The organism is Lactiplantibacillus xiangfangensis, assembly GCF_001438845.1.
Taxonomy (GTDB): domain Bacteria; phylum Bacillota; class Bacilli; order Lactobacillales; family Lactobacillaceae; genus Lactiplantibacillus; species Lactiplantibacillus xiangfangensis.
On sequence record NZ_JQCL01000074.1, the window covers coordinates 137,123 to 163,720 of the forward strand.

The following is a 26,598-nucleotide window of genomic DNA, read 5'->3' on the forward strand; positions in this document are numbered from 1 at the left end:
GTCAGCTTGTGAATTCGCTTTCTCAGCAAATAACGGGAATCTTCGTTACAATTAGCTTAATCAAACAGACAGGGAGGCCATGTTATGCAAGCCGAAGCCATGGGGTTTACAAACATTCAAAAGCTCGACCCCGATATCATTGTTGAGCTCCGTTACGCGACAACTAATAACTTTACCCATCAGGTGGTTTACGACTTTACAACCGCCATTGTGCGAACCGGGACAGCCCAAAAATTGGCACGGGCTAGCGAACTCGTCAAGGACCAGGGCTTCCGCCTCAAAATTTGGGACGCCTACCGCCCAGTGAGTGCGCAAAAGCGCCTTTTTGACGTCTATCCTGACCCCGAATTTGTCGCAAAACCTAACCCGAACTTTAGCCATCAAAAAGGCGTCACGTTAGACTTAACCCTAACCGATGCCCAGGGCAAAGAGTGTCCCATGCCAACTGCCTTTGACGATTTTACGGCAGCCGCACACCGGGATGCCCCCAGAACACCCCTTCAAGATCACTACTACCAAATTTTAGACGCGGCGATGACCGCAGCGGGCTTCATCGGCTACGAGAATGAATGGTGGGACTACCGCGACGCCGCAATGGATCAGTACCAACCGTTAGCCGCTGATCCCAATGACTACGCTTAGCTTAACTGACATCAACTCAAAATGAGACAAAAAATGAGCCTTAAGAAATCGATGATTTCCTAAGGCTCATTTTTGTGCGCCGACTAGCGGCGATTACTCTTTAATAAACGCTTGAATAGCAGCCTCAAACTGGGCCAACTTATTATTAGCTTCAGCAAGACTCTTGCCAAGTGTCCCGATGTAGAACTTAATCTTAGGTTCGGTCCCAGATGGGCGAATGGCGATCCACGTTCCGTCGGTCAACTTGTACTTCAACACGTTAGCTTCTGGCAAGGCAATTGGTGCCGTATGCCCATCAGCAAACGTTTCAGTTTGGCTCTGGAAGTCTTCGGTAGAATCAACCGTATAACCGGCAAAGTCGGTTGGGGCTTCTTCACGGAACTTCGTCATCAAAGCGGCAATCTTGTCGCTACCGCCAACCCCATCAAACTCTTCAGAGGTTGTCTTTTCACGGAAGTATCCGTATTCTGCAAAGAGATCTTGTAAACCATCGTAAAGGTTCTTCCCTTGTTGCTTGTAATAAGCGGCAACTTCGGCTAAGAGTACCGTGGTTTGAATGGCATCCTTGTCGTGAACGAATGGCTTGATCAAATAGCCGTAGCTTTCTTCAAACCCAAACATATAAGTATGTTCGCCGGTAGCTTCAAAATGTTCGATTTGTTCAGCGATGTACTTAAACCCAGTCAAAACGTTGATCATCTGCACGCCGTAAGATTTGGCAATCTTAGTCGCAAATTCAGAGGAAACGATCGACTTCACAGCTGCGGCGTTGTCAGGCAACGTCCCCGCATCTTTGTTTGCTTGTAAGATGTAGTGCAATAAGACAGCCGCAATTTGGTTCCCCGTCAATAGGACGTATTCACCGTCAGGTTGTCGAACCGCAGTTCCTAAACGGTCAGCATCAGGGTCAACGGCGATCAAAACGTCAGCGTCTTCCTTTTTGCCTAAGTCAATGGCCATCTTAAAGGCTTCTGGGAATTCAGGGTTCGGGAACTTAACCGTTGAAAACTCTGGATCCGCAACGGCCTGTTCTTTAACCACGCTGAAGTTCTTGAAACCGGCATTTTTCAAGGCTTTTTCGCCTAACATCCGGCCCGTTCCGTGTAATGGCGTGAAGACCAGCTTCATGTCCTTACCAACTTCATCGACCAGCTTTTGGTTAATCGTCACTTCCTTGACCTTTGCCAAGTAAGCTTGATCCACGTCGTCACCAATGATGGTTTCCGTGTGGTCCCCTAATAATTGGTCTTCATCCGCAACTTCGATAGCGAATAAATCGGAGACTTTCCGAATGTACGACGTAATTAAGTCCGATTCCTTTGGTGGCATTTGGCCCCCATCTTCACCGTAAATCTTATAGCCGTTATATTGTTTAGGATTATGACTAGCCGTAATCATGATACCGGCATAGGTGTGTAAATGCCGAACCGTGAAAGACAGTTCTGGGGTTGGCCGTAAACTTTCGAATACGAACGATTTGATACCATGCAACCCTAAGACCCGTGCTGATTCGTGTGCAAAGTCCTTCGAATGATGCCGGGAGTCAAAACTAATGGCTACACCACGTTCCTTTACATCGGCGGGCAGCGTGTCCATAAACCGCGCTAAGCCTTCCGTAGCTTGTCGAACCGTGTAAATATTCATCCGATTAATGCCGGGGCCAAGAACGCCACGCATCCCTGCCGTCCCAAACTCCATCGGTTGATAAAAAGCATCTTCCAAGGCCGCGTTATCACCGGCCATGGCCGTCAATTCTTGCTTTAAACTTGATTCAAGTGTAGCTTGGTTTTTCCAGGTATTATAAGTATCCTGCCAACTCAAAGAGACCATCCCCAATTCTAATTTGTTAGTGCTTACAAAACTAGTATACAACATTGTCCCACTCGACAAAGTAAAATTTAATAAGAATATTGTCCAGTAAGCCTTTCTTTATTAAAAATCTGCTGAATGGACTGGGATTGACAAGCGTCTCTTTGTTCAGTCACCGTCTTAACTTGGTATAATTATGTTTATCAAGGAGGCAAATATGACTTTTTATTCATACGGGTATTTGGCCCACCAAAACAGCAATCATATCCTGTTTCAACTCGCAGTTATTAGTATCATTATTGTAATTATTGCATTCTTAAGTTGGCTTTGGTACCGCCATAAAACCGATTTAAAATACCGGGACCTGTTTATCATCATGGTATTGGTCCTTTTACTACTGGTTGGCATTCAAGTTAACGAATGGCAGACGCTCCAATCCAGTTTCACTCAAAAATCCCAGGTCACCCAGATCATGCAGCGGGTGGCAAAGGAAAAGGGCGTCGCAAAAACGACGGTGTGGTCCAACACCAGTACGGTCAGTAGCGGAATGCTGATCAAAGTTCAGGATCAAATCTATAACGTGACCATTAACCCAGATGGTAACAGTTACACCCTGACCACGGCCACCCCAATTCAGCAACCACTCAACTACGTAAAGGAGGAAAAGTAATGTTTTCTTACTGGGACGTTACCATTAAACTGGCCCTTGGGCTATTAACCATTATTTTACAAATCAACTTATCCGGTAAAAGCAACCTTGCCCCCATCAGCGCGCTGGATCAAGTTCAAAATTACGTTTTAGGGGCCATTGTCGGTGGCATGATCTATAGTACCAGTGTCACCGTGCTTCAATACATCTTAGTGCTCTTAATTTGGACCATTCTCGTATTGGTCCTACGCTTCTTAACGCATCACAACCGTTACGTGAAGGGACTCATCGACGGTAAGCCGCAGCTACTAATCAAAAACGGGGAGTTACTCGTCGCCACCGCGCTCCGAAATGGCATGAGCGCTAACGACTTGACCTTCCGCTTGCGAACTGAGGGCATCACCGACATTCGCCACGTCAAACGGGCCGTGCTAGAACAGAACGGACAATTGACCATTACGCAAGCTGGTGACGACACCATTAAGTACCCCATGATTGTTGATGGGCAAGTCAACGTGGACGCCCTTGAAACGAGCCAGCACGACCGGCAGTGGCTTGATGACCAGCTAGCCGCCAAGCACTACCAGGTCAGTGACATTTACTTAGCAACTTATACGAATCACCAACTCGTCCTGTTTCCCTATCAACGCTAATTATTTAGCCAGTCAAAAAAAGGCATTTGGAATTAATCCAAGTGCCTTTTTGATAACTATTTTAGTTGTTCACTTTGTCGCCTAACGCACTAATGTAAGTGTAGACGCCTTGACCGGCAGTCCCACCTTCACCAACAGCGGTTGCAACTTGACGAAGATCCTTCTTACGAACGTCACCGACTGCGAAAATTCCAGGAACTTTCGTTTCCATGTGGTCGTTCGTTTCAATCCAGCCATTTTCATCCGTAATCCCAAGATTACCGAATGGTTTTGTAATTGGGTTAATCCCCACGTAAATGAAGACCCCGTCAACGGCAATTTCACTGTCTTCACCAGTTTTATTGTTATTGACTTTAACGCCCGTTACCTTCTTGTCGTCACCGACAATTTCCGTAACGTTGCTGTTCCAAACAAATTCCATCTTCGGGTTCGCAAACGCCCGGTCTTGTAAAATTTGTTGGGCCCGTAATTGGTCCCGACGGTGAATAACCGTTACTTTGTCAGCCAATTGTGTCAGGTAGCTACCTTCTTCAATTGCTGAATCACCGCCACCGATAACGACGACGTGCTTATTTCTGAAGAACGCCCCATCGCAGACCGCGCAGTACGAAACGCCCCGGCCACCATAGGTATCTTCACCTGGCACACCTAACTTGCGGTATTCAGAGCCCGTCCCAATGACAATTGCCTTAGTTTCAAAAGTATCACTGTCGGTTTTAACGATCTTAATATCGCCTTGATCTTCAACCGATTCGACACTCCCGTATGCGTATTCAGCCCCAAACTGAGTGGCCGATTCATACATATCCTTGGCGAGATCCGGTCCCAAAACTGATTTGAACCCCGGGTAATTTTCAATTGCGGCGGTATTATTCATTTGGCCGCCATAGATCCCACGATCTAATAGCAGTACGGATAAATTGGCACGTGAAGCGTAGAGGGCGGCGGTCATCCCAGCCGGCCCCGCACCAATAATAATCACGTCGTAACGCTTTGCCATTTTAAAAGACCCCTTCCACTTAAATTACTATGTGGCTTAATATACCCCCAAAATTTACATTTGTCGACTATGTTGTTTGTACACACCGGAAAAGTTTGTTTTGGCAAGTTCGTTGATAAAGACGAGGGGTCCGCAAAGTTACTCGCGGATCCCTCAGATTAATTATTTCGTATTCTTTTTAACTGGCTTAGTCGTTGTGCTGTCTTCTTTAGTCAGCTTTGAACCTAAGTCTTTAATGTAGGCCCGTAAATCATCCTTAACGTCTGGATGAGTCAACCCGTATTCAATGGTGGTCTTCAAGTAACCGAACTTGTAACCAACATCATGACGAGTCCCCTTAAATTCATGGGCAAACACGCGCTGCGTCTTGTTTAAGGTATCGATGGCATCCGTTAATTGGATTTCATCACCCTTACCAGGTTTTTGATGTTCCAAAACATCAAAAATCTCTGGTGTCAATAAGTAACGACCAATGATAGCTAAATCACTAGGTGCGTCTTCGGGACTTGGCTTTTCAACAAAGTTGTTCACATTGTACAGGCCGGGTTCCTTTTCACTTTCAGGATTGATGACACCATACTTCGAAACTTCCTCGTGAGGAACCTTCATAACGGCTAACGTTGAAGCATGGGTCTTATCATAGCTATTCATTAACTGCTTCGTCAACGGAACTTTATCTTCCATCAAGTCATCACCTAACATGACAACGAATGGTTCGTCGCCAACAAAGGCCTTCGCCGTTAATACGGCATCCCCGAGGCCTCGTGGGTGTGATTGACGGATAAAGTATAAGTTAATATCCGTAGTTTCTTGAACTAACTTCAGCATCTCTTCTTTGTGCTTAGCACGTAAGTTATCTTCAAGCTCAGGATTGGAGTCATAGTAGTCCTCAATACTTCGCTTACTTTTTCCAGTAACGATCACAATATCCTCAATTCCGGATTTGCGTGCTTCGTCGACGATGAACTGAATCGTTGGTTTGTCGACGATTGGTAACATTTCCTTCGGCATTGCTTTCGTGGCTGGTAAGAAACGAGTTCCTAACCCAGCTGCTGGAATAACGGCTTTTCTAACTTTTGACATGTGATAATCCTCCTAAAATAGTGAAATATTAACTATTGACGACCAAACTTATTGAAGCTCAGGTTTCCCCTCACGCCGCATCAATTGCGGAATGACCTGCTTGATGTCAGCATTATTATATAATACATCATAAATGGCTTCAGTAATTGGCATTTCAATACTTTGTTGCTGAGCTAATTCGTAAGCGGCCTTTGTCGATGGGATACCTTCAATAACCATTCCCATCGTCTCAATAACCGTCTTCAAGTCTTGACCAGAACCAAGTTCGTTCCCGGCACGCCAGTTACGTGAATGCACACTGGTAGCCGTTACGATCAAGTCACCGACACCTGACAAACCGATAAAGGTCAGTGGTTGCGCCCCTAGCGCGACCCCTAAACGACTAATTTCGGCAAGTCCCCGGGTCATTAAAGCGGCCTTGGCATCATCACCGTAGCCGAGGCCGTGTAACGCCCCTGCGCCTAAGGCAATGATGTTCTTCAAAGCAGCGCCTAATTCAACCCCAATGACATCATTATTGGTGTAAATTCGGAAGTAATCGTTCATGAACAGCTGTTGCACAAACGTGGCAGCTTTCGTATCTTCACTAGCAGCCGTAATCAGCGTAATATCGCGTTTAGCCACTTCTTCAGCATGGCTTGGACCAGATAAGACAACGATGGCTTGTCGTAAGTCAGCCGGAATTTCTTCAGCTAACACTTGTGACAAACGCTTGTGGGTCTCTAACTCTAGCCCCTTGCTAGCGTGAATAATGATTGGCTTTTGATGCGTTTGTTGTAAAACAGCAGCAACCTGTTGGGCCACGCTACGGATTGCCTTAGTTGGGACTACAAACAAAACGGCAGCAACCCCGTCTAAAGCAGCAGCTAAATCAGTATATGCTGTGAGTGATTCTGAATAGTGAAAATCTGGAACGTAATGTTGATTCGTATGGTGATCGTTTAATTCTGCAGCCTGTGCTTCAGAATTTGACCATAACCGTACGTCATTCCCGTTTTCGTCCAATAAGTTTGCTAAGATGCTGCCCCAAGAGCCCGCACCTAAAACCGCAATTTTTTCTGTCATTCGAATAACCCTCTAATCTACTATTTTTCTGTAACAACCTTTTGACCAGAGCCGTCGAGGTACCAGCGTGCATTGGCTAAATGACGTCGCCGCCAAATAATCAAACCAACACTACCTATAAACAGGACAACCGATAACGCCTGCGAGATTCGGATAACGTTAAACAACATTAACGAATCGGTTCGCATGCCTTCCGTGAAGAAGCGGCCAAACGAGTACCAAGCGACATACGTTAAGAAAACGTCGCCTTGTTTATATAATCCGGTCCGGTGGCGGGTCGTCATTAAGACCACAAAGCCTAAAAGATCCCAAACCGATTCATATAAAAAGGTTGGCTGCCGATAAGCACCATTGATGTGCATCTGTTCAATCAACCAGTTAGGTAAATGTAACCCCTGTAAGAAGCTCAGACTGGTGATCCGGCCAAAAGCTTCTTGGTTCATAAAGTTACCCCACCGGCCAATTCCTTGCCCCATAATCACGGTCGGTGCCGCGACATCGAGCATTAACCAAACTGGCACAAAACGGGATCGGCAGAATAGTACGACCACAATGCCCGCCCCAATCAGGCCACCATAAATCGCAATCCCACCATCCCAAATCCGAATAATTTCACCCGGATTTTGACTGTAATACGACCACTGGAACACAACGTAATAGAGTCGTGCAGCAATCAAGGTAAATGGTAAAGCCCACAAAATCATGTCATAAATGTCATCGGGACGAATCCCACGTTTCTGACCTTCATGTACTGCTAACGCAACCGCAATCACTACGGCACTCGCAATAATTACCCCATACCAGTGAACTTCAATTGGTCCCAATCGTAATGCGATTGGATTGAGTGCCCCTAAAACGGTTTTCACGCTATTGCCATCTCCTTATTACTTGTGAGAATCGTGCGCAGAATTTTCTTTAATCAACGAGTTTAAGTTGTCATCAAAGACCTTGGTGGCATCGTAGCCCATACTTTCGGACCGGAAGTTCATCGCGGCCGCTTCAATAATGATGGCTAAGTTACGCCCAGTCTTAACCGGAATTGAAATTTCCGGAACTTCAACGTCAAAGAATTTCCGGGACTGTTCTCCATTCCCTAGTCTATCAAATTGCTTATCAGGCGTCCAACTCTCTAAGTGAACAATTAGATCAATATCCGTATCCTGACGAACAGCGCCAGCACCGAACAAATTCATCACATCAATGATCCCAATACCACGAATTTCGAGCAAGTGATTCAAGATCTTAGGTGCTTCACCGACCAACGTTTGTTCATCCTGTTGGTAAACGTCGACCCGATCATCAGCAATCAGTCGGTGACCACGTTTAACCAATTCTAGCGCCGTTTCACTCTTACCAACGCCAGAATCACCGGTAATCAAAACCCCTAAGCCATAAATATCAACGAGTACGCCGTGAACGGACTGGCGTTCCGCAAGTTTGCCTTCTAAGTAGTTCGTCATATTACTTAAGATCCGTGAAGATGTCATCTTGGTTCCTAAAATGGGCACACCATTTTCCTGACCAGCTTGAACCAGTTCATCTGGAACTGGTAGCCCCGTTGAAATAACAAACGCTGGGGTCGTTAACTGACACATTTTACGAAAGATCATTAAACGTTCATCATGACTCATATTTTTAGAATAGGCGGTTTCAGTTTTTCCTAATAACTGAACCCGTTCACGCGGATAGTAGTTGAAGTAGCCGGTTAAAGCCAGTCCCGGTCGTGAAATATCACTAGTCGTAACAGCCTTATCAGCCAACAAATCAGCACCATGGTAGACGTCTAAACGTGTATTTTTCACCAAATCGGCAACGGTTACACTTTCTGCCAAGTAAATCCCTCCTAAGTCGTTCAGTCATTAAAAAAGTGTGGTCGGCATTGTCCGGTAATGCTATTGCATTACTTTTTCAAGCCTCCACACTTTTGACTGAAAACGGATTATTCCTATCTTCTAATCTTAGCACTTTAAAGCGCTTTAATCACCATTGACTCCACTCTTCGCAAAAAAATTAGATACAATCACATTTGCCAGTGACATTAAGATTGAGACTAACACGGCCATTCCAAAACTGGAAAACCCAAAGTTAGCCTTCCCGACAACGTATGACGTCATCTGAAGCATGAATCCGTTGATCACAATGCTAAACAAGCCTAACGTAATCAGCGTGATTGGCAGTGACAATAGCACCAAAAAAGGTTTAATCGCTGCGTTCAAAATCGCTAATACAAAGCTTGCTAGCAATGCGATCCAGACGTTTGCCACGTGGAAGCTCGATTGAAAGAACCCCGCGATGGCAATGAATAAGATTGTATTTATTAAAATTCGTTTCCAAAAGCCCACTGGTCTATCACTCCATTAATCGCGGTGACGCGGTTCGTCTTCTTCGTGCACATTATGAATCTCTTTACGCCCCTTGGGTTGCGAGTGAGTCGAATCCCCGTCCTGAGTTGCGCGCCGCATTTGTTCAAAGAACCCGGCATTTTCAGGCTTGCTTGGCATAATGGTCATCAAAACAAGATAGAGTAGTATCCCAAAACCGTGTGAGGCAATGGTCAATAAGACAAAAAGCACCCGTAAAACGTTAGCGTTCCAGTTTAAATACTCCGCAATCCCACCAAGTACTCCGGCGATCACGCGGTTATTCGATTTAGTTAATTTTCTTTTAGTATTAGTTTTCATAATTAGACACCTCAATAAGTTTAGTCTAATTATATCTTACTAATTGTAAAAGCCGGTTGCAAACTAGACGAACCGGCTTTAAAGATTATTTACGATTAACTAAACTAGATTGGAGCTTTCCGGATTTAATTCAATAATTTCACCGGTATTTAGATAGACGATCCATTCACCAATGTTTGTGACCAGTGCCCCGATACGCATCAAGTAGCTGGCCACGTTCAAATAGTCGGTGGACCCAATCACCGTTTCCGGATGACGTTCCATCTTTGAAATTCCCTTGGCGTTGATTTTATCAAACATCTCGCCAACCTTAGCGTCACGTGCGGCGACTTTCCGCGCGGCGATGTCATCACTTTTAACGTAGGCGGACAGTATCTCTTCAACCATTGACCGAACCCGGTTCCCCATTTCAGAGAGTGCGGCTTCGATCTCAGGTACCCGAACGTGTCCTTTGACCCGAATCGTTGCGTGCGCAATGTTGCGGGCATAGTCTGCCATCCGTTCCAATTCTGATACAGCCTTCAAAATCGTGACAATTTCCCGTAAATCAGAAGTCACGGGTTGATACAGGGCAATCATTTCAAATGATTTTTGTTCCAACTCAACTTCACGTTGGTTGATTTTTGCATCATTGTCGATAATTTCTTGGGCCAAATCTCGATCATGATCGATAAAAGCTTTAACGGCCTTTTCAATCGTTTCGCTAACCATCATACCCATTTCGGTAAAATTAGCGTCAATATCATTTAACTCGTCATCAAATAGTCGTCGCATGGTTTATCCTCCTAACCAAATCGTCCTGAAATATAGTCATTGGTTTCTTGTTTAACCGGATTCATGAAAATCTGTTTCGTATCGTTAACTTCAATCAGTTCACCATTCAAGAAGAACGCCGTCCGATCAGAAATTCGTGAAGCCTGCTGCATATTATGCGTAACAGTTATGATAGTGTAATCGTGACGCAAATTCAATAGCGTCATTTCAATCATGTGACTTGATACCGGGTCAAGCGCGCTGGTGGCTTCATCTAACAAGATAATGTCTGGTTCCACGGCTAACACCCGGGCGATGCACACCCGTTGCTGCTGACCACCAGAGAGTGCTAAGGCGTTGAGGTGTAACCGATCCTTAACTTCATCCCAAATGGCCGCTTGTTTTAAACTCTTTTCAACTGCCGCATCTAAGCGTTCCTTATCGCGAACCCCTGCTAACCGCAAGCCATACACGACATTTTCGTAAATTGAGAACGGAAACGGGTTAGGTTGTTGAAACACCATGCCGATTTCCTTCCGCAATTGAACAGTATCGGTCGTGGGCGCATAAATATTGGTGTTGTTAAATTCGACGTTTCCCGTTACCGTAACACCCGGAATCAAATCATTCATCCGGTTCAAGCAACGTAAAAACGTTGATTTTCCACAACCTGAGGGCCCAATTAAGGCCGTAATACCTTTTTCTTGGAAATCAATATCAATGCCGTTGAGGGCCTCTTTCTTACCATAGAACAAGTGTAAGTTTTCTGTTTTCAAAATCGTACTCATGGCGGCCCTCCTTATCCAAAGTTCCCGGAAATATAGTCGTTGGTTAAATCAACCTGCGGATTGGTAAAGATGTCACCAGTCTCGGCGTATTCGAGTACCTTACCAAGGTTGAAAAACGCAGTATAGTCACTAATCCGTGACGCTTGTTGCATATTATGCGTCACGATGATAATCGTGTAGTTTTGTTTTAATTCTAATAAGGTATCTTCAACTTGGCTCGTTGAGATTGGGTCTAACGCACTGGCCGGTTCATCTAACAATAAGATGTCCGGTTTGATTGCAATGGCTCGCGCAATGCATAACCGTTGTTGTTGACCACCTGATAACGCCAGGGCACTCTTGTTCAAATCATCTTTGACCTGGTCCCACATGGCGGCCTGGCGCAAGGACCGTTCGACGATTTCATCTAGATCCTGCTTCTTGTTCATGCCACGCTGCCGTAGCGCAAACGCGATATTTTCATAAATCGATTTAGCAAACGGATTGGGCCGCTGAAACACCATGCCGATGTGGCGGCGCATCTCGTAAACATCGATATCATTACTATTAATATCCAACCCACGATACATAATCTTGCCCTTAACCGTGGCGATCCGGTCATTCATCCGGTTAAGCGACCGTAAGTAAGTCGATTTTCCGGAACCAGATGGACCAATCAAGGCACTGATTTTATAACGTTCAAACTGTAAATCGCCTTCAGAAATTGCTTCGGACTTCCCGTAAAATACCCGTAAGTCTTCCGTCGAAAGCGCAATTTCATGGTCTTTAGGATCGAACTTCATAATATTTCGTTGATCCGTAGTCATTGAGTTATCTGCCATCAAAAAGGCCTCCTTTATTCAGCGGTTAAATGTTTGTAGAGTCGTTTGCCGAGCCAACGTGCTAAGAAATTAAATAGCAGTACCGCAATGATCAGCACGGCGGATGCACCAGCTGAAACGGCCTTAGCATCTGGCATAATTCCTTCAGAGTTAATCTTCCAAATGTGCACCGCCAACGTTTCAGCTGGACGGAGTGGACTTAATGGACTACTAATATCGAAAGGATTCCAGTCACTAAAGTCTAGCGCAGGGGCACTTTGACCCGCAGTGTAGATTAACGCCGCGGCTTCCCCAAAGATTCGACCGGCACTTAATACGACCCCGGTAATAATACTAGGTAGCGCAGCCGGCACAACGATCTTAGTTACGGTTTCCCACCGCGATAGCCCTAAGGCGTAGCCCGCTTCACGCTGATCATCCGAAATGTTGGCCAACGCTTCTTCAATACTCCGTGTCAAAATTGGGAGGTTAAAGACCGTCAGTGCGAACGCGCCGGACAAAATGGAAAAGCCCAGTTTGAATTGCACAACGAAGAACAAGTACCCAAATAACCCAACGACAACGGAAGGCAATGAACTCAAGATTTCAATCGTTGTCCGAATCAAGCCCGTCAGTGTATTTTGGGGCGCATATTCATTTAAGTAGATCCCCGCACCTAGCGAAATCGGTAAAGAAATCAATAAGGCTAAGAATAGGAGGTAAAAGGAGTTGAACAATTGAATGCCAATCCCACCGCCCGCTTCAAAGGCCAAAGCTGGTGACGTTAGGAAGTGCCACGAAATGTGTGGCACCCCTTCGACTAAAATGAAACCTAATAGCGCCACTAGGATAATAACGACCAGGCCAGCGACACCGTATAAGATGCCCGTCGCAATTTTATCAACTCGTTTAGCGTTCATGGTTTAATTTCCCCTTTCGTCCAATGTAGCGGATCACTAAGTTGAAGACTAATGACATTAACAACAGGATCATTGCCAGTGACCACAGGGCGTTATTTTGTAATGACCCCATGACCGTGTTTCCGATTCCCATAGTTAAGATACTAGTCAACGTGGACGCCGGAGAAACTAAGTTTTGTGGTAAGAGCGTTGCGTTCCCGATAACCATTTGAACGGCCAAGGCTTCCCCAAAAGCCCGGGCCATCCCAAAGACAATGGCGGTTAGCATTCCTGGAATGGCGGCTCGCAAGACGACTTTATAAATCGTTTGCCAGCGGGTCGCACCCAGTGCTAACGAAGCTTCCCGATAGTACCGGGGTACCGCGTTCAACGCATCAGCGCTCATTGAAGTAACGGTCGGTAAAATCATAACGAACAAGACGAACGTCCCAGATAAAATCCCGTAACCACTACCGCCAAACGTATGGCGCACGAACGGTACGACAACTTGCAGGCCAATGAACCCGTAAACAACGGATGGAATCCCAACTAACAATTCCGTTACTGGCCGTAAAATTTTAGCCCCCCGCCGAGGTGAAATCTCGGTCATGAAGACCGCCGTCCCAATTGCGAACGGCGTTGCAATCAAGGCTGACAGAATCGTAATTAGAAACGATCCTAAAATCATTGGCAGTGCCCCGACCGCTGGCTGACCATTCGTACCGTTAGTCCCTGGATTCCACTGGGTCCCACTTAAGAATTGCCATAAGTTGATGTGGTTTTGGAAGAAGGTTGCCAACCCCCGTGATGCTACAAAGTAAAAGATTAAAAAGACAATCCCAACGATCAACGCCAAGCAAAACAAACTGATGATTTTGCCCCGCCGTTCAATCTTAGTCGCAATTGACTTTTTTAATAAACTTTCTCGAATTTTATCCATGCGCTCCCCCTCATTTCACTGACGAAATTTTACCGGCCGCACTCCGCTGTACTTGCATATCATGGACCGAAATATAACCTAACTGTTTGACTAATTTCTTTTGAACAGCGGTTGATAAAATGTAATTGATAAATTTTTTTGTTAACTGATTTGGATGGTTGCTCGTATATAAATGTTCATAGGACCAAATCTGCCACCGATTCGTTCGCACGTTGGCTTCCGTCGGTTGCACACCGTCAACGTTTACGACTTGAACACTCTTGTCGAAGTACGAAAATGCGACGTAACTAATGGCGCCGGGCGTACTAGCAACGATTGAACGGGCCAGTCCAGATGAATCCTGTTCCTGTGAATCCGCACTCTTTTGGCCCTTTAACGCGTAAGTTTCAAACGTCTTACGCGTCCCCGAACCTTGTGCGCGGTTAATTAACGTAACGGGGATATTTTTGCCCCCAACCTCACGCCAATTTTTAACTTTTCCCGTGAAGATCTGAATGAGTTGTTGTTGTGTCAAATTAGTCACGCCAACTGATTGGTTGACGATCGGTGCAATCCCAACGACCGCAACTTGATGGTCTTTGAGCTTGCGCGCATCGATTCCCGGTTGCTCTTCAGCAAAAATATCCGAGTTACCGATTGCGACGGCATCCGATTGAATTTGACTAAGGCCGGTACCAGACCCGCCGCCTTGCACGTTAATAAAAATACCTGTCCGCGTGGAACTATATTGCTCACCCGCAGCTTCTACTAATGGTTGTAAAGCGGTGGAACCAACTGCGGTGATTGACTCGCCAGCGTCCGTTCGTACTCGGTGGGTGTAACCGAGGCCGATTAAGACGCCAATCAAGATCAGTCCTAGTAATTGGATGACCCGACTTTTTTTCATAACAAAATACCTCCTACCCATTGCTCAAAATCTATAATACAAAGTTTGTGTAAATGCTTGATATGCGTTTTGTAAAGATTATGTAAATGTCAAAATATTTTGATTTAGTCCCTGCTGAAGACACAAAAATAGCCATTACGACAGAAAGTTTTCGTCGTAATGGCTATTTTGAAATAACTTCGTCTAAAGGTAGCGTGACCGTCATCGTCGTACCGACACCACGCTGACTAGCAACACTAATGTCACCGTGCATGGCTGTCACCAACTCTTTAACAATGGCCAACCCCAGGCCGGTACCACTGACCACCTGCTGTGAGCGGGAAGGACTCGCCCGATAAAAGCGCTCGAAGATTCGTTGTTGATCTTCCGCGCTAATTCCAATTCCCGTATCCACTATGGTTAGTGACCAGTGGTTCTCGGTCGCCGTCGTTTTCACCGTGACGTGTCCGCCTTCACGGTTATACTTAATCGCGTTAGTCAACAGGTTTTTGATGATCTGGCTTAACTTACGCTGGTCGACCGTCGCTTGAAAGTCACCATTGACCTGATTATCGACCGTTAAATGCTGCCGCGCAATGGCTTGCTGCGACACGGCCAATTCCGTCTCAATCAACGGTCGAATAGCAATTTTCTTAAAAACCAACTTGGTCGTGCTCTGAGCCCTAATGCGGGATAAAGACAACACGTCTTGGATGAGGTCGATCAATCGCTGACTTTCATCCGCAATGATTTTCAAGAATTGATCCAAGGTCTCAGGATCGTCCTTTGCACCACTCAATAACGTCTCAGTAAATCCGGCAATGGCGGTAATTGGCGTCTTCAATTCGTGGCTAGCGTTACTAACAAAGTCATCCTGCATTTGTTCAATCATGTAAACTTCCGTAATATCGTACAGCATTAAAACAATTTGAAAGTGCGCCCGACTATTTTGAATATACACGGTCGTCGCTTCAACCACCTGCGTATTTGGGGCCGGCGTAAGGGTGATTGAAGCCCGCTGATTTTTGTGGGTCGTAATCGTATCTTCAATCAGCTTGGTCAAGGCGTACAACTGAATATCCTTCGTATAAGTATGCGCAATGGTATTAATCGATTCTTGCAACAACTCGCTCATCGCCGGATTAGAAAGCTGGACTTGCCGATGATGATCGATCACCATGACCCCTACCGGTAAGTACCGCATGATCATCATCAGTTCTTTTTCCTGTAATTCCGCTCGCCGAGTTTGACTACGCTGATAGCTTTCCAACTGGTTGACCGCCTGCGACAAGCTGTATAACGGATCTGTCTGTGGCAACAAAATATGTGGCGGAAACTGCTGACTACTCATCTGCCGTAGCTTCGCTTCCATCCGGTCAATCGTCTTTTGGCGTTCACGCTGCTGGAACCAAACGATACTTGTTTCCACTACCGCAACTAGCACTAAAACTAAAAGAAGCCCACCGACAACGCCGGTCGACCAATTAATTGGAGAAAAGTGCTGGACAACTACCAGCACCATCAAAACTAATAAAATGTTTTCTAACGTTAATAATCGGATGGACTGATGCCAACGATTATGCATGTTCATCACCCACGAACTCGTACCCAAAACCACGGACCGTTCTGATCAACCGTGGATTTTTAGGATCAAGTTCAATCTTTTCACGTAAATGTGAAATATGAATATCCACGATCCGCGTCTCACTCGCGTAGTCGTAACCCCAAACGTGATTTAAAATCGCATCACGACTGAGGACCCGGCCTTCCCGTTCCACAAAATAAACTAACAGTTCAAACTCTTTGGGGGTCAAACTGATATTTTCACCGTTGCGCGTGACCCGGTACTTATTTTGATCAATTTGCAAATTGCCCACTGCCATAATCGCCCGGTTTGTTGGTGCCGCAACGGCCACTGGCGCTGGTTCAGTTGGAACTGCGCGTCGAATGACTGCTTTGATTCTCGCCAACACTTCCCGTGGTGAAAATGGTTTAGTGATATAGTCATCAGCCCCTAATTCCAAGCCAAAAACTTTATCAAACTCATCACTTTTAGCAGTAACAATAATAATTGGTGTTCGCACTTTTTCTTGCCGCAACCGTTTCGTGACTTCCATGCCGTCTAGTTTAGGCAACATTAAATCCAATAAGATGCACGTAAACGATTGTTCTAACCCCAATGACAACGCGGCCGCACCATCCGTCGCCGTCACAACTTCATAACCAGCTTGTTTGAGGTTATATGATAACAACGTTACAATTGCTGGCTCATCGTCTACAACTAAAATCTTATCCATGGTCGTTAATCCTCCTGATCAGTGAATAATACAATCCCTAACTCGTGTGGGGCGCCATTATAAATCGCCGTTTCAGTAATAATCAATTCTTGTTGTAAATTACGTACCTTTAAGTGAACATAGGTTGGATTTTCTAGCAACGCCGCGTAAAACTGACGCTCATTATGCACCGGTTTACGGTTACATTCTAAAATAACGTCACCTAGTTCTATATTCAATTTGTCCGCCGGAGTATGTTTGCGCAGTCCAATAACCCGCACACCTTGGTCCGTATCTGAAAAACGAAACGCTTGGTGCTGGTCATGATAACGGTGTTGCATTAAGATTCCCCAAGTTAACACAACGACTACACCCATGAGAACAAGTAACCACTGCGGACTTAAAGCTGCAATTCGCGCGCCAATGGCAAGCACCAGCGCAACGGCCGCAACAACACCGTACCGTTTGGCCAAGCGTAACCACGCCACCTTTGGTAATTGCTTATACACCCGAACGCTCATCCCCAATAGCAGTGGCAGTAAAATCAAGCTGAAAGAGCGCTGACCAACCATAAAAACGGGCCACCAGCTAAACATAGCGTGTAGCCAGTCTCCAGGCACTAACACGGCTACCGGCAATACGAGCAACTGTTGCCACCGATAACGCACGATGCGCTTACCCCGCTGGTCTGGTTGCAATTCGGGTGAATCACCCTGATTCCGGTGCCAACGTAATAAGATCGCCGTTACGGCTAAAATCACGGCCAATAAGACAAGCCCGTTAATCAGTAAACCACCGCTCATACTGGTGGTTGTAACGCCGTACCGTTGCAGTGCACCGCCCACCATCGTTAACTGTGGACTATACAGCCAATAAATCAGCCAGCTTAAGCCGAAAACCGTCACCGGCAGCAACGCGAACGGGACGACAATCAAACTAATAACTGCGATTAGCTCATAAATAACGACCCAAACAGGAGCCACGACAATTCCGAGTAAGAGGCTGATGATACTCGTCGCAAGTCCTAACAATACACCGTCCACTAAAAAGTGGCGGACCTCAACGAACTGCGCATTTATCGCACTTCGATAATGATGCCGTTCGTAGTTGACCCGCCGACGTGCGGTCATATAACTGCGAAGCAGCCCCAGCCAAACTAATGGCTGTAAAAAAAATAATTCTAAGACTTTCAATACCTGCATGCACGTGACTCCTAACGTTAAACTCTGAAGTTAGTATAGCATTTTTAACGGGCCAGACCAATATTGTTTACAGTGGGAAAGTCTTGGTATCAATGTATTAATACTAAGATATTATTAATAATAATTAGTAAAAAATACTGAACGCCTTCACTAACTACCATGACGTCCAGTATTCAACAAAACTAATGCGGATTACGTTGTGCTAATTTCCACTGTAAGTAAGCATCGATAAACGGGTCTAAATCCCCGTCCATCACGGCTTGACCATCATGCGTTTCGTAATTCGTACGGTGATCTTTGACCATTGTATACGGATGGAAGACGTAGGAGCGAATTTGTGAGCCCCAACCAATATCCATCTGCTTGCCTTGAATTGCAGCCCGTTCCTGAGCCTTCTTTTCTTCTTCACGTTCGTAAAGTTTAGCACGTAACATGTTCAGCGCCGTCTGTCGGTTTTGTAACTGCGACCGCTGTGCCTGACTGGCGACAACGATTCCGGTTGGAATATGCGTGATTCGCACCGCCGACGAAGTCTTATTAACGTGTTGTCCACCAGCACCACTAGCCCGGTAAACATCGACCTTCAAATCATCTGGCCGAATTTCCACGTCAACCGTGTCGTCCAATTCAGGCATCACGTCCACACTGGCAAACGAGGTATGCCGTCGCCCAGCAGCGTCGAATGGTGAAATCCGCACGAGTCGATGAACGCCCTTTTCAGAACGCAAATAACCGTAGGCGTTGTGCCCACTGATTAACAACGTGACGCTCTTAATTCCAGCTTCGTCGCCCGCTTGATAATCGACCGTTTCGACCCCGAACTCGTGACTCGCCGCCCAGCGCGTATACATTCGTAATAGCATTGCGCCCCAGTCCTGTGATTCCGTTCCACCAGCGCCAGGATGGATTTCAATAATGGCGTTGTTACGGTCATAGGGCCCGTCGAGTAGTAAGTTTAACCGGTATTGCTGTAAGTCGTGCTGCGCCTTGTCAAAATCACGTTCAAACTCGGCTTGCATGTCCGCATCCGGTTCCTCATTCAAAAGTTCGTAGGCAACGGTCAGGTCACCAACTTCATCTGCAAGTTGCTTGTAAGCGTCGTATTTTCCCTTGAGCTCGTTATTGTCATCGATCACTTTTTGAGCTGCGGCTTGGTCATCCCAAAACCCAGGTTCAGCCATTCGGGCCTCGTTTTCCTGGATGCCTTCATTGAGGGCATCTAAGTCAAAGTGACCCCCTAAAGTCGGCGATGGCACTTTGCATTTCTTCAATTAGATGTTTATATTCACTTAATTCCACAAAGAACCCTTCTTTCAACTTATTTCATAATAGAATTTATTGGCAAAACGAGCCCGGGACCGCAGTCTCAGACTCGTTAAAATGCTTTATTCGTTAATTAACGTTGGATATTTTGACGAATTTCAGACTTCATGAAGAGACGGGTCGTATCGTAATCGATATCGGCAACCGTTTCTTCAAACATCTGATAACCATCACGTTGATATTCAACCAGTGGGTTCAACTGACCATAACCACGTAAACCGATTGACTGACGTAATTGGTCCATGGCATCAATGTGATCCGTCCAGTGTGAGTCAACCACACGTAAAATAACAACTTTTTCGAATTCCAACATCTGGCCTTCGTCGTACAATTGTTTAGCCTTATCAGCGTAAACCTTGTCGACTAAGTCCATCAAGTACTTTTCAACTTCTTCAGCTGACTTACCCTTAAGGTCCGCTTCACTGATGGAGTCTTCTTTAACCATTGCAGACTGTGCAAAGTCAACGATTGCAGCGTAATCCGGATTCTTTGGATCCTGCATGTGTAATTGAACGGTCCGTTCAACGGTCCGCTTAATCATTGGCATGATGACTGGTTTCAATGACTTGTCTTCCATGATGACTTGTTGACGTTCACCGTAAATCACTTCACGTTGTGCCCGCATCACATCATCGTATTGCAAAACGTTCTTCCGGGAGTCGTAGTTATTCCCTTCAACCCGTTTCTGCGCTGATTCAACTTGGCGCGTGATCATCCGTGATTGGATAACCGCATCGTCATCTTCCACGTTCATCCGTTGCAAGAAACTCTTGATCCGTTCGGAACCGAACCGCAACATCAAGTCATCTTCCAAGGATAAGTAGAATTGTGACATACCAGGATCACCTTGACGACCTGAACGGCCCCGTAACTGATTATCAATCCGGCGTGATTCATGACGTTCAGTCCCAATAACGGCTAAACCGCCAAGTTCTTTAACACCAGGTCCTAATTTGATATCAGTCCCACGACCGGCCATGTTGGTGGCAATCGTAACGGCGCCACGTTGACCCGCGTTCGCCACGATATCGGCTTCCTTAGCATGGTTCTTGGCGTTCAAGACCACGTGCGGTACGCCGGCTTCATCGAGACGGTGTGACAAGTATTCAGAAGTTTCAACGGCGACCGTCCCAATTAACATTGGTTGGCCCTTCTTGTATAACGTCTGAATTTCTTTAACAACCGCGTTAAACTTACTCCGCAACGTTGGGTAGAGTAAATCTGAACGGTCATCACGAATCATTGGACGGTTGGTTGGAATGGTGATAACTTCCATGTTGTAAATTTCACGGAATTCTTCCTGTTCAGTCTTTGCCGTCCCGGTCATCCCGGAAAGTTTCTTATACATCCGGAATAAGTTTTGATAAGTGATATTGGCCATGGTCTTAGTTTCTTCTTGAATCTCGACGTGTTCCTTGGCTTCAATCGCTTGATGCAAACCGTCAGAGAAACGCCGACCATCCATGATCCGTCCCGTAAAGGAATCAACGATCAATGCTTGACCGTCCTGAATCACGTAGTCCTTATCTTTTAACATAATGTAGTTCGCACGTAACGCTTCATCCAAGTAATGGTTTAACGCCGTGTTATCCGTATCATAGAGGTTCTCTAAGCCAAAGTACTTCTCAGCCTTACGAATCCCTTCGTCTAACAATGCGACCGTCTTAGATTCAAGGTCAACCTTGTAATCTTCGTCCTTGGTCAGCGTCTTCGCAAAGCGGTCCGCCCGTTTGTACATGCCAGTCGTCCCTTCGGATTGACCAGAAATAATCAACGGCGTCCGCGCTTCATCAATTAAGATGGAGTCAACTTCATCAATAATGGCGAAGTTTAGTGGCCGTTGAACCATATCTTCACGGTAAACCACCATGTTATCACGTAAGTAATCAAACCCAATTTCACCGTTAGTTGAATAAGTAATATCAGCGTTGTACGCTGCACGCTTTTCTTCAGGCGACTTTTCAGCGCCGTTAATACCGACACTCATCCCTAACCAGTGGTACAATTCACCCATTTCAGTCGCATCACGCGCTGATAGGTATTCGTTGACCGTTACAACGTGCACACCTTTGCCGGAAATGGCGTTTAAGTAGACGGGCATCGTTGCCGTTAACGTCTTACCTTCACCAGTTTTCATTTCGGCAATATCGCCTTCGTGTAACACGATTCCCCCAAGGATCTGAACGTGGAACGGGTAAAGTCCTAGTACCCGCTTAGCACCTTCACGCGCCGTCGCAAATGCTTCTGGCAACAAATCGTCTAGCGATTCGCCCTCCTTGTACCGTTCCTGAAATTCTGGGGTCTTTGCTTGTAAGTCAGCATCGCTTAATTTGGCATATTCGTCAGCATAAGCTTCAACTTTATTGGCAGTCTTGTCGAGACGCCGAATAATCCGCTTATCACTCTCGACCCAGCGTTTTAAAATGTTGGCCATTTACGTATCCTCTCCAAATAATAATAATTAAGTATCGTTTCAATTAGTCTATTTTCAAAATAAAATACCATTTGTCATTTTACCATTTTTTACGAGTAATGAAAACAGCGCGCTATCAATGTAACCGATAACGCGCGCTTTATTAAAAAAAGAAAGAACCGACCATCGACATGGCCCGCTCTTTCGTTAATAATCTTAAATTATTGATTGTCGTCGGTTTCAATCAAACCGTAACGGCCATCGTTACGCCGATAGACGATGTTGATCGCATCCGTTTCTGCGTCTTGATAGATAAAGAAATCGTGGCCCAGCATATCCATTTGAAGGATTGCTTCTTCATTATCCATTGGCTTTAAAGCCACCCGCTTCGTACGTACAACGTCTAACTTATCGTCCTGATCATTGTCTGCAGCGGCAACCGTTTCATCAGTTGCTGCAAAGTCAATCGCTTTATAACCCTTTTCACGGGATTTACGGTTAACTTTCGTCTTATACTTGCGGATTTGGCGTTCCAACTTGTCGGTAACCAAATCAACACTAGCATACATATCAGGAGAAGTTTCTTCTGCCCGGAGAACTAAATATGGAAGTGGAATCGTAACTTCGACCTTAGCAGTCTTATCTGGGTGAATCTTCAAGTTAACATGGGCAATGGAATCGACGTCATTGCCGAAATACTTTTGTAACTTCCCCACCCGTTTTTGAACATAGTCTCGAATAGCCTGGGTCACTTCGATATTTTCACCGCGAATATTAAAATTTAGCATAGATCTTCTCTCCCTTCACACACATTACTGTGTACCCAAAGCGACCAAAGGACCACTCTTCAATCGCTTTGCTTATTTTTATTATAATAGAAAGCGCTACAATAAACAATCCAAACGGCGTTTTTCATCATAATTAACGAGCCAAAGTTAGCCCCGTTACTGACTTGGCACCGTTTTCGATAATTAGGTCAGCCGCGTGCCGCATCGTTCGCCCAGTTGTATAAATATCATCAACTAAAATCACGCGCTGCTGTCGAAGCCGTTCAGTGCCCATCACGAGCTTAAACGGCTGGGGCGTCGCCATCCGATCTTGGCGGGCCTTTTGGGATTGAGCCACCCCTTTTTCTTGTACCAACGTTGCTAGCCCGTCCACTTGATTTAAACCATCCGTCAGCCACCCGGTAACCTGATTAAAGCCCCGGGTTACCATGGTACTCGCCGTAACTGGGATAGTTAACACAACGTCACCAGCTAGCTGATTGACCGTAGTCTGCATCAACGTTGAAAATACCGCTCGTACCCGGTAATCTCCCCGAAACTTGTATTGCTGAAAATAATTATGCATGGCATCATTGTAAGTAAATAACGCAACGTTATGAAAAGGCTGGTTGCTGGGCCAACGCTGACAGTCTGGGCAAAGCCGCCGACTAGTTTGTGCACGCCCGCACCCCGGGCAAGCGGTTGACCGTTCAATCCGGGTAAAGCTTTGCCAACAAGTGGCGCACACAACGGGGTGCGGTAGTGGCTGCCAGCTTAACAGCCACTGTAGACTCGCCTTATGATGAATGTTCTGATGACACAATAGGCATTGCACGTTGCAGTCGCCGTCCTTTCTGGTTGACCAGTTTAATTTGTCGCCGGGCATTTTTGATGGTCCGGGCGTAACTCGCACATAGGAACCAAACGAGGCCATCAGGACGGTCCCGACTGCGCCCAACCCGCCCGGCAATCTGAACTAACGCAGCGGTCGAAAAGATAGAATCGTCGGCTCCTAACACGATGACATCAATACCGGGCAACGTTACACCCCGCTCCAAAATCGTGGTAGTCACTAAAAATTGCACCTGATGGTCACGCATTCGTTGTACTTTTTCCAGCCGTTCCGGGTCCGTGGAATGGACGGTCAGCCCATTTAACGTTGGCACCGCCCGTTCGATTGCCGCTTTAACTTGCGCTAACTGAGCGACGCGGGGGACGAATAGTAAGAATCGTTGGTGCGACTTGGCATAGGCCGTTAATTTACGTCGCAAACACGGCGGGAGTTGCCCCCGTGTGATGGTCCGCCACCAGTGCGGTTGTAGGCTGACCTTAATCGTTGGCAACAAGTGCTGGTGGAAGCGCAGTGGCAAATAGCTGATACTGAGTTGTCTCCGCCGCACCTGTCGCAGTAACTCGCGACTAGGCGTAGCCGTCATATACAGTAAGGCACCGTTCGGTTTAACGGCTTGATTGACCGCGTAATGTAACCGCGGATTTGTCGCAAACGGAAACGCATCCACTTCGTCAATAATTAAGACGTCAAACGCCGATCGAAACCGTAACAGTTGATGCGTCGTACAAATCGTTAACTGACAGTACCGGTACGGCTCATCACTCCGACCGTGTAGGAGCGCGATTTCGGCGTCTTGGAACGCGGCCTGTAACCTAGGCGCTAACTCCAAACAAACGTCGACCCGCGGGGAAGCCAGCGCACAGCGCAAGCCCTGGCTGAGGGCCCAGGCTAACCCTGGAAACAGCATTTCCGTTTTTCCCGCACCGGTGACCGCCCACAACAGGTGCCGACCGCGCTGCTCAAAATTAGTCCGGACCCGTTCGGCACACTCGGCCTGTTGGGACGTCAATTTCCCCTGCCAGCTACAAGTGGGATAATTCAAAAATTCATTTGGTTCTGGAATGTGATAGAGTGAGGTTAAGGTACTAACCCGGCCCAAATTCAGACACTGATAACAGTAATATTGTTGATTAGGTAGCTGTGCCATGGTTGCCGTTAAGTTACTGCCACAACGATTGCAGCGCAACGTCTGGCCATTTCTTTGAATTCCCACCATCTTTTGAGCCTCTGCGGGTAAATCTCTAGCTTCATCGGGCGTTAAGCAGAGTTGGCGACCATAGAGTGCTGATTTTTCCATTAAACTGCACCTCCTATCAATAACATCCGAATAACTGAGCCAAACATCTTGAAAGGAACCCTTAATTTTGACAAAACCATACTACACAATTCCTAAAAACACGGTTAGTGAGCAAACCATTAAGAAATCGCGCTTTATTGCCCACCTTTTTCGTATTAGTGATGAAGCTGATGCTCAGGCCAAAATCGCGCAAGTACGGGCCGATAACCCCAAAGCCAATCACAATTGCTTCGCTTACGTCTTAGGCGCAGACGATCACATCCAGCGCATGAGTGACGATGGGGAACCCGTCGGTACAGCCGGTTCTCCCATCTTAGAAGTGTTAAAAACGAACGAAATCCACGATGTTTTAGCCGTTGTCACACGCTACTTTGGGGGCATCAAGCTTGGGGCCGGTGGTTTGATTCGGGCTTATAGTGGCGCGCCCGCACTAGCCATTGAAAGTGTCGGTAAGGTGCAACGGGTGCAACAAACAAAACTCGCCGTCACGATCGATTACCGCAACGTTGACGCGTTGAACTACTACTTGACTCAGCAAAATATGGTGACCCTAGACACCGATTACGGTGTGCAAGTCACCCTAACGATTGCGATCGACAGCGCGACACTGGCTGCCACTCAAACGGCCATTACTAACTTGCTTAGTGGGCAGGCTAGTTTTGAAGATCAGGGTGAACAATTTAACGAAGTGCCCGTTCAGTCAAACTAAATTAAGCCGCAAAAAAAGCGTTCGGAAAAGTTCCCGGACGCTTTTGTGCGACTTAACAGTCACTATTTAAGGGTCGTGATCTCACCAGATTGTCCCCGGTCGACCTTCATTGAAGTCAATGGAATGTAACCTAATTTCTTAACGAGACTACCTTGAACGCTCTTAGAAGTCATGTAAGTTAAGAAGTCCTTAACTTCGCCCTTTGGTTGACCCTTAGTATACATATGTTCGTATGCCCAGATCTTCCACTTATTGTTCGCAACGTTACTTTCAGTTGGTTTAACGTTATCAATTGAAAGTGCTTGTAAATTATCTTTAATGTAGGAGAAGGCTAAGTAGCTGATTGCACCTGGCGTCGTTCCAACGATCTTTTGAACGGTCCCATTAGAATCTTGTTCTTGGCTAGTTGCTACCTTAGCATTACCAAGGCCCCACTTTTCAAAAGTGGCCCGGGTCCCACTACCTTGAGCACGGTTAATAACAGTGATTTTTTCACTCTTACCGCCGACTTCTTTCCAGTTCGTAATCTTGCCCTGGAAGATTTTAACCAATTGATCCTTAGAAATGTTAGTTACACCAACATCTTTGTTAACCACTGGTGCCATCCCAACAACGGCGACCTTATGATCAACTAAGCCCTTAGCATCCAGGCCTTTTTGTTCTTGTGCGAACAAGTCGGAGTTACCAATGTTAACAGAGCCCTTGGCTACTTGACTTAGACCAGCTTCAGAACCGCCACCTTGAACGTTAATCGTTACTTTGGCATGTTCATTTTGATAAGCTTGGCCAGCCTGTTCTACTAACGGTTGTAGCGCAGTCGAACCAGTCGCCACGATTTTAGTGGTCTTTGAACTGGTGCTACTGCTACTAGTATTCTTAGTACTTGTTGCAGAATTACTTCCACAACCAGCCAGTAGTACGGTAATTGTTACGGCCAGCGCCCCAAGTGTCACTGCTTTTCTCATAATCGAAACTCCCCTTCTCCATTTGACTATCATAATTAAACAATCAATGCTGGCAGAACACCTTAGCAAGTCTGGGTAGGAAGTGCTGAATAGTGATGCGAGCATGATCACCGGCGTTCTATGCCATCCATTGATTGTATCTGGAACATTTTCAATATTACCGGCC

At 46.1% G+C, this 26,598-nt stretch carries 27 protein-coding genes; 4 read left to right on the forward strand and 23 right to left on the reverse strand.

From position 1 onward, the window contains the following. Window positions 1-84 precede the first annotated feature (84 nt). Window positions 85-642: a M15 family metallopeptidase gene (locus IV64_RS08570; protein WP_057706834.1), complete on the forward strand. Its 558-nt coding sequence runs from the start codon at window positions 85-87 to the stop codon at window positions 640-642. Between the two features lie 93 nt (window positions 643-735). On the opposite strand, the gene IV64_RS08575 is transcribed toward IV64_RS08570, so the two are convergent. Further along, window positions 736-2,463, reverse strand: coding sequence for a phospho-sugar mutase (locus IV64_RS08575; RefSeq protein WP_057706835.1), 1,728 nt, complete (start codon window positions 2,461-2,463; stop codon window positions 736-738). Between the two features lie 205 nt (window positions 2,464-2,668). On the opposite strand from IV64_RS08575, the gene IV64_RS08580 reads away from it, so the two are divergent. Continuing rightward, the gene (locus IV64_RS08580) at window positions 2,669-3,121 is read left to right on the forward strand and encodes a DUF3290 domain-containing protein (protein WP_057706836.1); all 453 of its coding nucleotides are present in this window, start codon (window positions 2,669-2,671) and stop codon (window positions 3,119-3,121) included. Continuing rightward, the gene (locus IV64_RS08585) at window positions 3,121-3,753 is read left to right on the forward strand and encodes a DUF421 domain-containing protein (RefSeq protein WP_057706837.1); all 633 of its coding nucleotides are present in this window, start codon (window positions 3,121-3,123) and stop codon (window positions 3,751-3,753) included. The genes IV64_RS08580 and IV64_RS08585 overlap by 1 nt, the downstream gene beginning before the upstream one ends. A 61-nt stretch (window positions 3,754-3,814) precedes the next feature. Here IV64_RS08585 and trxB read toward each other — a convergent pair whose 3' ends face one another. The 21 genes from trxB to IV64_RS08690 form a co-directional block, all read right to left on the reverse strand. Beyond that, a complete protein-coding gene (gene trxB, locus IV64_RS08590) occupies window positions 3,815-4,753 on the reverse strand; it encodes a thioredoxin-disulfide reductase (protein ID WP_057706838.1) in 939 nt (312 codons plus the stop codon). Between the two features lie 162 nt (window positions 4,754-4,915). Next, on the reverse strand, window positions 4,916-5,836 hold the full coding sequence (gene galU, locus IV64_RS08595; RefSeq protein WP_057706839.1) for a UTP--glucose-1-phosphate uridylyltransferase GalU: 921 nt from the start codon (window positions 5,834-5,836) through the stop codon (window positions 4,916-4,918). A gap of 48 nt (window positions 5,837-5,884) precedes the next feature. Next, the gene (locus IV64_RS08600) at window positions 5,885-6,901 is read right to left on the reverse strand and encodes an NAD(P)H-dependent glycerol-3-phosphate dehydrogenase (protein ID WP_057706840.1); all 1,017 of its coding nucleotides are present in this window, start codon (window positions 6,899-6,901) and stop codon (window positions 5,885-5,887) included. A 20-nt stretch (window positions 6,902-6,921) separates the two neighbouring features. Next, on the reverse strand, window positions 6,922-7,767 hold the full coding sequence (lgt, locus tag IV64_RS08605; RefSeq protein ID WP_057706841.1) for a prolipoprotein diacylglyceryl transferase: 846 nt from the start codon (window positions 7,765-7,767) through the stop codon (window positions 6,922-6,924). An 18-nt stretch (window positions 7,768-7,785) separates the two neighbouring features. Further along, the gene (gene hprK, locus IV64_RS08610) at window positions 7,786-8,733 is read right to left on the reverse strand and encodes an HPr(Ser) kinase/phosphatase (protein ID WP_057706842.1); all 948 of its coding nucleotides are present in this window, start codon (window positions 8,731-8,733) and stop codon (window positions 7,786-7,788) included. Between the two features lie 144 nt (window positions 8,734-8,877). Beyond that, entirely contained in the window at window positions 8,878-9,243 is a 366-nt protein-coding gene (locus IV64_RS08615; protein ID WP_057706843.1) for a phage holin family protein, read from the reverse strand. A gap of 15 nt (window positions 9,244-9,258) precedes the next feature. After that, window positions 9,259-9,582, reverse strand: coding sequence for a PspC domain-containing protein (locus IV64_RS08620; RefSeq protein ID WP_057706844.1), 324 nt, complete (start codon window positions 9,580-9,582; stop codon window positions 9,259-9,261). A gap of 99 nt (window positions 9,583-9,681) precedes the next feature. Next, a complete protein-coding gene (phoU, locus tag IV64_RS08625) occupies window positions 9,682-10,356 on the reverse strand; it encodes a phosphate signaling complex protein PhoU (RefSeq protein ID WP_057706845.1) in 675 nt (224 codons plus the stop codon). Window positions 10,357-10,367: 11 nt separating this feature from the next. Then, complete coding sequence (gene pstB, locus IV64_RS08630; protein ID WP_057706846.1) at window positions 10,368-11,123, reverse strand: phosphate ABC transporter ATP-binding protein PstB; 756 nt, start codon at window positions 11,121-11,123, stop codon at window positions 10,368-10,370. Window positions 11,124-11,134: 11 nt separating this feature from the next. Continuing rightward, complete coding sequence (gene pstB, locus IV64_RS08635) at window positions 11,135-11,944, reverse strand: phosphate ABC transporter ATP-binding protein PstB (RefSeq protein WP_057706847.1); 810 nt, start codon at window positions 11,942-11,944, stop codon at window positions 11,135-11,137. 14 nt (window positions 11,945-11,958) lie between these two features. Then, window positions 11,959-12,843: a phosphate ABC transporter permease PstA gene (pstA, locus tag IV64_RS08640; protein ID WP_057706848.1), complete on the reverse strand. Its 885-nt coding sequence runs from the start codon at window positions 12,841-12,843 to the stop codon at window positions 11,959-11,961. Then, window positions 12,833-13,762: a phosphate ABC transporter permease subunit PstC gene (gene pstC / locus IV64_RS08645; protein ID WP_057706849.1), complete on the reverse strand. Its 930-nt coding sequence runs from the start codon at window positions 13,760-13,762 to the stop codon at window positions 12,833-12,835. The genes pstA and pstC overlap by 11 nt, the downstream gene beginning before the upstream one ends. 10 nt (window positions 13,763-13,772) lie before the next feature. After that, window positions 13,773-14,648 carry a phosphate ABC transporter substrate-binding protein PstS family protein gene (locus tag IV64_RS08650; RefSeq protein WP_057706850.1) on the reverse strand — a complete coding sequence of 292 codons (876 nt, stop codon included), beginning with the start codon at window positions 14,646-14,648 and terminating at the stop codon, window positions 13,773-13,775. Window positions 14,649-14,811: 163 nt separating this feature from the next. Then, window positions 14,812-16,212, reverse strand: coding sequence for a two-component system histidine kinase PnpS (pnpS, locus tag IV64_RS08655; RefSeq protein WP_057706949.1), 1,401 nt, complete (start codon window positions 16,210-16,212; stop codon window positions 14,812-14,814). After that, window positions 16,205-16,924: a response regulator transcription factor gene (locus tag IV64_RS08660; protein ID WP_057706851.1), complete on the reverse strand. Its 720-nt coding sequence runs from the start codon at window positions 16,922-16,924 to the stop codon at window positions 16,205-16,207. Before IV64_RS08660 ends, pnpS begins: the two co-directional genes overlap by 8 nt. Before the next feature lie 5 nt (window positions 16,925-16,929). Continuing rightward, window positions 16,930-18,105, reverse strand: coding sequence for a PDZ domain-containing protein (locus tag IV64_RS08665; RefSeq protein ID WP_057706852.1), 1,176 nt, complete (start codon window positions 18,103-18,105; stop codon window positions 16,930-16,932). A 182-nt stretch (window positions 18,106-18,287) separates the two neighbouring features. Next, window positions 18,288-19,404 (reverse strand): peptide chain release factor 2 gene (prfB, locus tag IV64_RS08670; RefSeq protein ID WP_157061110.1). Its coding sequence is split into 2 segments (ribosomal slippage): window positions 18,288-19,331 and window positions 19,333-19,404, totalling 1,116 coding nucleotides; the frame shifts between segments, so codons are not numbered across the junction. 97 nt (window positions 19,405-19,501) lie between these two features. Further along, a complete protein-coding gene (gene secA, locus IV64_RS08675) occupies window positions 19,502-21,862 on the reverse strand; it encodes a preprotein translocase subunit SecA (protein WP_057706854.1) in 2,361 nt (786 codons plus the stop codon). Window positions 21,863-22,062: 200 nt separating this feature from the next. Further along, window positions 22,063-22,629 (reverse strand): ribosome hibernation-promoting factor, HPF/YfiA family, encoded by a 567-nt coding sequence (hpf, locus tag IV64_RS08680; protein WP_057706855.1) that lies wholly within the window; start codon window positions 22,627-22,629, stop codon window positions 22,063-22,065. Between the two features lie 133 nt (window positions 22,630-22,762). Continuing rightward, window positions 22,763-23,194, reverse strand: a complete 432-nt coding sequence (locus IV64_RS14680) for a ComF family protein (protein WP_237757322.1) — start codon at window positions 23,192-23,194, stop codon at window positions 22,763-22,765. A gap of 211 nt (window positions 23,195-23,405) precedes the next feature. After that, on the reverse strand, window positions 23,406-24,758 hold the full coding sequence (locus tag IV64_RS08690) for an ATP-dependent helicase ComFA (RefSeq protein ID WP_057706857.1): 1,353 nt from the start codon (window positions 24,756-24,758) through the stop codon (window positions 23,406-23,408). 67 nt (window positions 24,759-24,825) lie between these two features. On the opposite strand from IV64_RS08690, the gene IV64_RS08695 reads away from it, so the two are divergent. Continuing rightward, a complete protein-coding gene (locus IV64_RS08695) occupies window positions 24,826-25,467 on the forward strand; it encodes a YigZ family protein (RefSeq protein WP_057706858.1) in 642 nt (213 codons plus the stop codon). A gap of 62 nt (window positions 25,468-25,529) precedes the next feature. Here the strand turns inward: IV64_RS08695 and IV64_RS08700 are convergent, their stop codons facing one another. Then, window positions 25,530-26,432, reverse strand: coding sequence for a phosphate ABC transporter substrate-binding protein (locus IV64_RS08700; protein WP_057706859.1), 903 nt, complete (start codon window positions 26,430-26,432; stop codon window positions 25,530-25,532). Window positions 26,433-26,598 lie beyond the last annotated feature (166 nt).

Bases quoted from the DNA above. Each gene is read 5' to 3' on its own strand.
- pstC (WP_057706849.1), bottom strand. From the start codon at position 13,762: ATGGATAAAATTCGAGAAAGTTTATTAAAAAAGTCAATTGCGACTAAG.
- IV64_RS08600 (WP_057706840.1), bottom strand. From the start codon at position 6,901: ATGACAGAAAAAATTGCGGTTTTAGGTGCGGGCTCTTGGGGCAGCATC.
- IV64_RS08660 (WP_057706851.1), bottom strand. From the start codon at position 16,924: ATGGATAAGATTTTAGTTGTAGACGATGAGCCAGCAATTGTAACGTTG.
- IV64_RS08620 (WP_057706844.1), bottom strand. From the start codon at position 9,582: ATGAAAACTAATACTAAAAGAAAATTAACTAAATCGAATAACCGCGTG.
- IV64_RS08690 (WP_057706857.1), bottom strand. From the start codon at position 24,758: ATGGAAAAATCAGCACTCTATGGTCGCCAACTCTGCTTAACGCCCGAT.
- IV64_RS08585 (WP_057706837.1), top strand. From the start codon at position 3,121: ATGTTTTCTTACTGGGACGTTACCATTAAACTGGCCCTTGGGCTATTA.
- IV64_RS08650 (WP_057706850.1), bottom strand. From the start codon at position 14,648: ATGAAAAAAAGTCGGGTCATCCAATTACTAGGACTGATCTTGATTGGC.
- IV64_RS08570 (WP_057706834.1), top strand. From the start codon at position 85: ATGCAAGCCGAAGCCATGGGGTTTACAAACATTCAAAAGCTCGACCCC.
- IV64_RS08580 (WP_057706836.1), top strand. From the start codon at position 2,669: ATGACTTTTTATTCATACGGGTATTTGGCCCACCAAAACAGCAATCAT.
- pnpS (WP_057706949.1), bottom strand. From the start codon at position 16,212: ATGCATAATCGTTGGCATCAGTCCATCCGATTATTAACGTTAGAAAAC.
- phoU (WP_057706845.1), bottom strand. From the start codon at position 10,356: ATGCGACGACTATTTGATGACGAGTTAAATGATATTGACGCTAATTTT.
- pstA (WP_057706848.1), bottom strand. From the start codon at position 12,843: ATGAACGCTAAACGAGTTGATAAAATTGCGACGGGCATCTTATACGGT.
- IV64_RS14680 (WP_237757322.1), bottom strand. From the start codon at position 23,194: ATGCATAATTATTTTCAGCAATACAAGTTTCGGGGAGATTACCGGGTA.
- hpf (WP_057706855.1), bottom strand. From the start codon at position 22,629: ATGCTAAATTTTAATATTCGCGGTGAAAATATCGAAGTGACCCAGGCT.
- secA (WP_057706854.1), bottom strand. From the start codon at position 21,862: ATGGCCAACATTTTAAAACGCTGGGTCGAGAGTGATAAGCGGATTATT.
- trxB (WP_057706838.1), bottom strand. From the start codon at position 4,753: ATGGCAAAGCGTTACGACGTGATTATTATTGGTGCGGGGCCGGCTGGG.
- galU (WP_057706839.1), bottom strand. From the start codon at position 5,836: ATGTCAAAAGTTAGAAAAGCCGTTATTCCAGCAGCTGGGTTAGGAACT.
- pstB (WP_057706846.1), bottom strand. From the start codon at position 11,123: ATGAGTACGATTTTGAAAACAGAAAACTTACACTTGTTCTATGGTAAG.
- pstB (WP_057706847.1), bottom strand. From the start codon at position 11,944: ATGGCAGATAACTCAATGACTACGGATCAACGAAATATTATGAAGTTC.
- IV64_RS08700 (WP_057706859.1), bottom strand. From the start codon at position 26,432: ATGAGAAAAGCAGTGACACTTGGGGCGCTGGCCGTAACAATTACCGTA.
- IV64_RS08665 (WP_057706852.1), bottom strand. From the start codon at position 18,105: ATGCAGGTATTGAAAGTCTTAGAATTATTTTTTTTACAGCCATTAGTT.